The following is a 6,124-nucleotide window of genomic DNA, read 5'->3' on the forward strand; positions in this document are numbered from 1 at the left end:
TTTTGCGTAAGTCGGTGCAAATCAGGCAGAAGCCAGTTGCACGATCTGCAAAAATTGTGCTATAGTCTTGGGCTTGGCTGGTGACGGCGAATCAGGGTTTACCCGGTAGGGTGGTCTGAGCAGCGTTACAAGTCGACTGGGCGGTAACCAACCTCTGGAGCGATCTGGGGCTGCTGAAGGTGGAGTGATTCACTGGCTGGCAGGGTTGCAGGAAAGGGTGCAAGTCAGGCAGAAGCCGGTTGCATAATCTGCAAAAGTTGTGTTATAGTTTCAGGCTTGGCAGTTACCGAAAACTTAGGGATAACCCTGATATTTCGATAGCTGCTAAAGAGAAAAGCCTGGCGTTAGCCGGGTGAGACCTGAGGGGGTCGTAGGCAAGGCAGCGAAATGAAGTAAGTGACGCTGACTTGACAAACGATAAAAACTTCTTCATAATCTCGTTTCTCTGCTGCTGACACAGCGATCGACGCGAAAGCGAAATCGCCGAGGAAAGCAGAAGATGCAGTAAGTAGTACAGAATTTAGCAGTACCGCTCTTTAACAATTAAACAACCGATAAGTGTGGGCGCTTGATGCGAGTGCACAGTGGTCAGGTTTTAAACCCTGGTCACAAGCACAATGAAATCAAGTGCTCACTAGAAGTGAAGTACCTTAGACGTCAAGTTTAAGAACATACCTCACTTCCTTTGAGTAGCGACGTATGACTCGGTTCTTCGGAACTAAGAAATACGAAACAAATACAGAGATTAAACTGAAGAGTTTGATCCTGGCTCAGATTGAACGCTAGCGGGATGCCTTACACATGCAAGTCGAACGGCAGCACGGACTTCGGTCTGGTGGCGAGTGGCGAACGGGTGAGTAATGTATCGGAACGTGCCCAGTAGCGGGGGATAACTACGCGAAAGCGTAGCTAATACCGCATACGCCCTACGGGGGAAAGCAGGGGATCGCAAGACCTTGCACTATTGGAGCGGCCGATATCGGATTAGCTAGTTGGTGGGGTAACGGCTCACCAAGGCGACGATCCGTAGCTGGTTTGAGAGGACGACCAGCCACACTGGGACTGAGACACGGCCCAGACTCCTACGGGAGGCAGCAGTGGGGAATTTTGGACAATGGGGGAAACCCTGATCCAGCCATCCCGCGTGTGCGATGAAGGCCTTCGGGTTGTAAAGCACTTTTGGCAGGAAAGAAACGTCGCGGGTTAATACCCCGCGGAACTGACGGTACCTGCAGAATAAGCACCGGCTAACTACGTGCCAGCAGCCGCGGTAATACGTAGGGTGCAAGCGTTAATCGGAATTACTGGGCGTAAAGCGTGCGCAGGCGGTTCGGAAAGAAAGATGTGAAATCCCAGAGCTTAACTTTGGAACTGCATTTTTAACTACCGGGCTAGAGTGTGTCAGAGGGAGGTGGAATTCCGCGTGTAGCAGTGAAATGCGTAGATATGCGGAGGAACACCGATGGCGAAGGCAGCCTCCTGGGATAACACTGACGCTCATGCACGAAAGCGTGGGGAGCAAACAGGATTAGATACCCTGGTAGTCCACGCCCTAAACGATGTCAACTAGCTGTTGGGGTCTTCGGACCTTGGTAGCGCAGCTAACGCGTGAAGTTGACCGCCTGGGGAGTACGGTCGCAAGATTAAAACTCAAAGGAATTGACGGGGACCCGCACAAGCGGTGGATGATGTGGATTAATTCGATGCAACGCGAAAAACCTTACCTACCCTTGACATGTCTGGAATGCCGAAGAGATTTGGCAGTGCTCGCAAGAGAACTGGAACACAGGTGCTGCATGGCTGTCGTCAGCTCGTGTCGTGAGATGTTGGGTTAAGTCCCGCAACGAGCGCAACCCTTGTCATTAGTTGCTACGAAAGGGCACTCTAATGAGACTGCCGGTGACAAACCGGAGGAAGGTGGGGATGACGTCAAGTCCTCATGGCCCTTATGGGTAGGGCTTCACACGTCATACAATGGTCGGGACAGAGGGTCGCCAACCCGCGAGGGGGAGCCAATCCCAGAAACCCGATCGTAGTCCGGATCGCAGTCTGCAACTCGACTGCGTGAAGTCGGAATCGCTAGTAATCGCGGATCAGCATGTCGCGGTGAATACGTTCCCGGGTCTTGTACACACCGCCCGTCACACCATGGGAGTGGGTTTTACCAGAAGTAGTTAGCCTAACCGCAAGGGGGGCGATTACCACGGTAGGATTCATGACTGGGGTGAAGTCGTAACAAGGTAGCCGTATCGGAAGGTGCGGCTGGATCACCTCCTTTCAGAGCTTAGTGCTCGTGTTAAGCGTCCACTCTTATCGGTTGTTTGATATAGCTGGGATCGGTTGTGGGCTTGGGTAGAGGGACTCCTCCCTGTGTCCATGACTTCTGACTACTGATCCGAGAAGGTTTTGGGTCTGTAGCTCAGTCGGTTAGAGCACCGTCTTGATAAGGCGGGGGTCGTTGGTTCGAATCCAACCAGACCCACCAAGTATTCGCGGGCATGAGATGTCGTGGATATGGGGGTGTAGCTCAGCTGGGAGAGCGCCTGCTTTGCAAGCAGGATGTCATCGGTTCGATCCCGTTCACCTCCACCAAGATCTTGATCGCCTGGTGGTGATGTAGAGGCTAACTCATAACGCTGCGAGCAGCGCTATGAGTTGGGTTTTACCCAACAGCTATATTCGTTCTTTAACAATCTGGAAGAAGCACAACGAAATGTGCTCATCAAGTAGTCAGCGTTGCTGATGAAGATGGGTACGGGTTGTGATTGCATTAATTTTGTTCCAAGTTCTCAAGACTGGGGTGAATAACCTCAGACTGCTTTGAAACTTATGAACGGCACAAACGCTAATACTCAGGTCCTATAGCCTACAGCGTTATAGGATCAAGCGACTAAGTGCATATGGTGGATGCCTTGGCGATCACAGGCGATGAAGGACGTAGTAGCCTGCGAAAAGCTGCGGGGAGCTGGCAAACAAGCTTTGATCCGCAGATATCCGAATGGGGAAACCCACTGCGCAAGCAGTATCCCTGACTGAATACATAGGTCAGTGGAGGCGAACCGGGTGAACTGAAACATCTCAGTAGCTCGAGGAAAAGAAATCAACCGAGATTCCGAAAGTAGTGGCGAGCGAAATCGGAAGAGCCTTTACGTTTTAGCATGCAAGATAGTCGAACGGAATGGAAAGTCCGGCCGTAGCAGGTGATAGCCCTGTAGACGAAATTTTGTGTGTGGAACTAAGCGTAAGAAAAGTAGGGCGGGACACGTGAAATCCTGTTTGAAGATGGGGGGACCATCCTCCAAGGCTAAATACTCGTGATCGACCGATAGTGAACCAGTACCGTGAGGGAAAGGCGAAAAGAACCCCGGAAGGGGAGTGAAATAGATCCTGAAACCGTATGCATACAAACAGTAGGAGCCTCCTTGTGGGGTGACTGCGTACCTTTTGTATAATGGGTCAGCGACTTACATTCAGTGGCAAGGTTAACCGAATAGGGAAGCCGTAGCGAAAGCGAGTCCGAATAGGGCGATTCAGTCGCTGGGTGTAGACCCGAAACCAGATGATCTATCCATGGCCAGGTTGAAGGCACGGTAACACGTGCTGGAGGACCGAACCCACTAATGTTGAAAAATTAGGGGATGAGCTGTGGATAGGGGTGAAAGGCTAAACAAATCTGGAAATAGCTGGTTCTCTCCGAAAACTATTTAGGTAGTGCCTCAAGTATTACTGCGGGGGGTAGAGCACTGTTATAGCTAGGGGGTCATGGCGACTTACCAAACTATGGCAAACTCCGAATACCCGCAAGTACAGCTTGGGAGACAGAGCACCGGGTGCTAACGTCCGGACTCAAGAGGGAAACAACCCAGACCGCCAGCTAAGGTCCCGAATTATCGCTAAGTGGGAAACGAAGTGGGAAGGCATAGACAGTCAGGAGGTTGGCTTAGAAGCAGCCATCCTTTAAAGAAAGCGTAATAGCTCACTGATCGAGTCGTCCTGCGCGGAAGATGTAACGGGGCTAAGCGATAAACCGAAGCTGCGGGTGTGCACTTTGTGCACGCGGTAGGAGAGCGTTCTGTAAGCCTGCGAAGGTGGCTTGTAAAGGCTGCTGGAGGTATCAGAAGTGCGAATGCTGACATGAGTAGCGATAAAGGGGGTGAAAAGCCCCCTCGCCGTAAGTCCAAGGTTTCCTGCGCAACGTTCATCGGCGCAGGGTGAGTCGGCCCCTAAGGCGAGGCAGAGATGCGTAGCTGATGGGAAGCTGGTTAATATTCCAGCACCGTCGTACAGTGCGATGGGGGGACGGATCGCGGAAGATCATCAGGGTGTTGGATGTCCCTGTTGACGTATCGAAGATGGCGCTTAGGCAAATCCGGGCGCGTAAATCAAGGGTACGGCACGAGCGAGCATAGCTTGCGAAGTGATTGGAAGTGGTTCCAAGAAAAGCCTCTAAGCTTCAGCTGTACGAGACCGTACCGCAAACCGACACAGGTGGACGGGATGAATATTCCAAGGCGCTTGAGAGAACTCAGGAGAAGGAACTCGGCAAATTGATACCGTAACTTCGGGAGAAGGTATACCCCGGTAGTGTGAAGCGCCTGCGCGCTTAGCATGATGGGGTCGCAGAGAATCGGTGGCTGCGACTGTTTATTAAAAACACAGCACTCTGCAAAGACGAAAGTCGACGTATAGGGTGTGACGCCTGCCCGGTGCCGGAAGGTTAAGTGATGGGGTGCAAGCTCTTGATCGAAGCCCCGGTAAACGGCGGCCGTAACTATAACGGTCCTAAGGTAGCGAAATTCCTTGTCGGGTAAGTTCCGACCTGCACGAATGGCGTAACGATGGCCACACTGTCTCCTCCTGAGACTCAGCGAAGTTGAAGTGTTTGTGATGATGCAATCTACCCGCGGCTAGACGGAAAGACCCCATGAACCTTTACTGTAGCTTTGCATTGATCTGTGAACCGGCCTGTGTAGGATAGGTGGGAGGCTTTGAAGCGTGGTCGCTAGATCACGTGGAGCCATCCTTGAAATACCACCCTGGTTTGTTTGCGGTTCTAACCTTGGTCCGTTATCCGGATCGGGGACAGTGCATGGTGGGCAGTTTGACTGGGGCGGTCTCCTCCCAAAGTGTAACGGAGGAGTTCGAAGGTACGCTAGGTACGGTCGGAAATCGTGCTGATAGTGCAATGGCATAAGCGTGCTTGACTGTGAGACTGACAAGTCGAACAGGTGCGAAAGCAGGACATAGTGATCCGGTGGTTCTGAATGGAAGGGCCATCGCTCAACGGATAAAAGGTACTCTGGGGATAACAGGCTGATACCGCCCAAGAGTTCATATCGACGGCGGTGTTTGGCACCTCGATGTCGGCTCATCTCATCCTGGGGCTGTAGCCGGTCCCAAGGGTATGGCTGTTCGCCATTTAAAGAGGTACGTGAGCTGGGTTTAAAACGTCGTGAGACAGTTTGGTCCCTATCTGCCGTGGGCGTTGGATACTTGACGGAGCCTGCTCCTAGTACGAGAGGACCGGAGTGGACGTACCTCTGGTGTACCGGTTGTCATGCCAATGGCATTGCCGGGTAGCTAAGTACGGAAGAGATAACCGCTGAAGGCATCTAAGCGGGAAACTCGTCTGAAGATTAGGTATCCCGGGGACTTGATCCCCCTAAAGAGTCGTTCGAGACCAGGACGTTGATAGGTCGGGTGTGGAAGCGCAGTAATGCGTTAAGCTAACCGATACTAATTGCTCGTGAGGCTTGATCCTATAACACTGATGGTTATGACCTGGTGATGTAGCGTTCCAAGTGTCGTTCAATACAAAATCTGGCTGCCCCGTCAGCAGCCAGCCAACACCAATTACACCCATCTGTGCGTGATCGTCGAGCACCGCTCTGATCACCACACGTTGCGCTTCTTCCAAGATTGGAGCGGTTGTCCCCAAGGACAGCCTCTCAACCCGTTACGCCTGACGACCATAGCAAGGTGGTACCACTCCTTCCCATCCCGAACAGGACAGTGAAACGCCTTTGCGCCGATGATAGTGGACGGACGTCTGTGAAAGTAGGTCATCGTCAGGCTTTTATTGCTCAAAACCCCATAGGCTCGCGCCTGTGGGGTTTTGTTTTTG

Annotated in this window: 2 tRNA genes and 3 rRNA genes; all 5 read left to right on the top strand. The window is 52.2% G+C overall.

The features are described 5' to 3' along the window. The first annotated feature begins 747 nt into the window (after window positions 1-747). The 5 genes from HV701_RS26390 (at window position 748) to rrf (ending at window position 6,074) form a co-directional block, all read left to right on the top strand. A 16S ribosomal RNA gene (locus tag HV701_RS26390) occupies window positions 748-2,278 on the top strand. Between the two features lie 130 nt (window positions 2,279-2,408). Next, window positions 2,409-2,485: transfer RNA gene (locus tag HV701_RS26395), tRNA-Ile, on the top strand. Between the two features lie 31 nt (window positions 2,486-2,516). After that, window positions 2,517-2,592 (top strand) — tRNA-Ala (locus HV701_RS26400). Between the two features lie 288 nt (window positions 2,593-2,880). Further along, a 23S ribosomal RNA gene (locus tag HV701_RS26405) occupies window positions 2,881-5,761 on the top strand. A gap of 200 nt (window positions 5,762-5,961) precedes the next feature. Beyond that, window positions 5,962-6,074 (top strand): 5S ribosomal RNA (rrf, locus tag HV701_RS26410). The 16S, 23S and 5S rRNA genes sit together here with 2 tRNA genes alongside, the layout of an rRNA operon. Window positions 6,075-6,124: the final 50 nt, after the last annotated feature.

Origin of the sequence: Achromobacter pulmonis (genome assembly GCF_902859765.1) — a bacterium.
Lineage (GTDB): Bacteria > Pseudomonadota > Gammaproteobacteria > Burkholderiales > Burkholderiaceae_B > Achromobacter > Achromobacter pulmonis.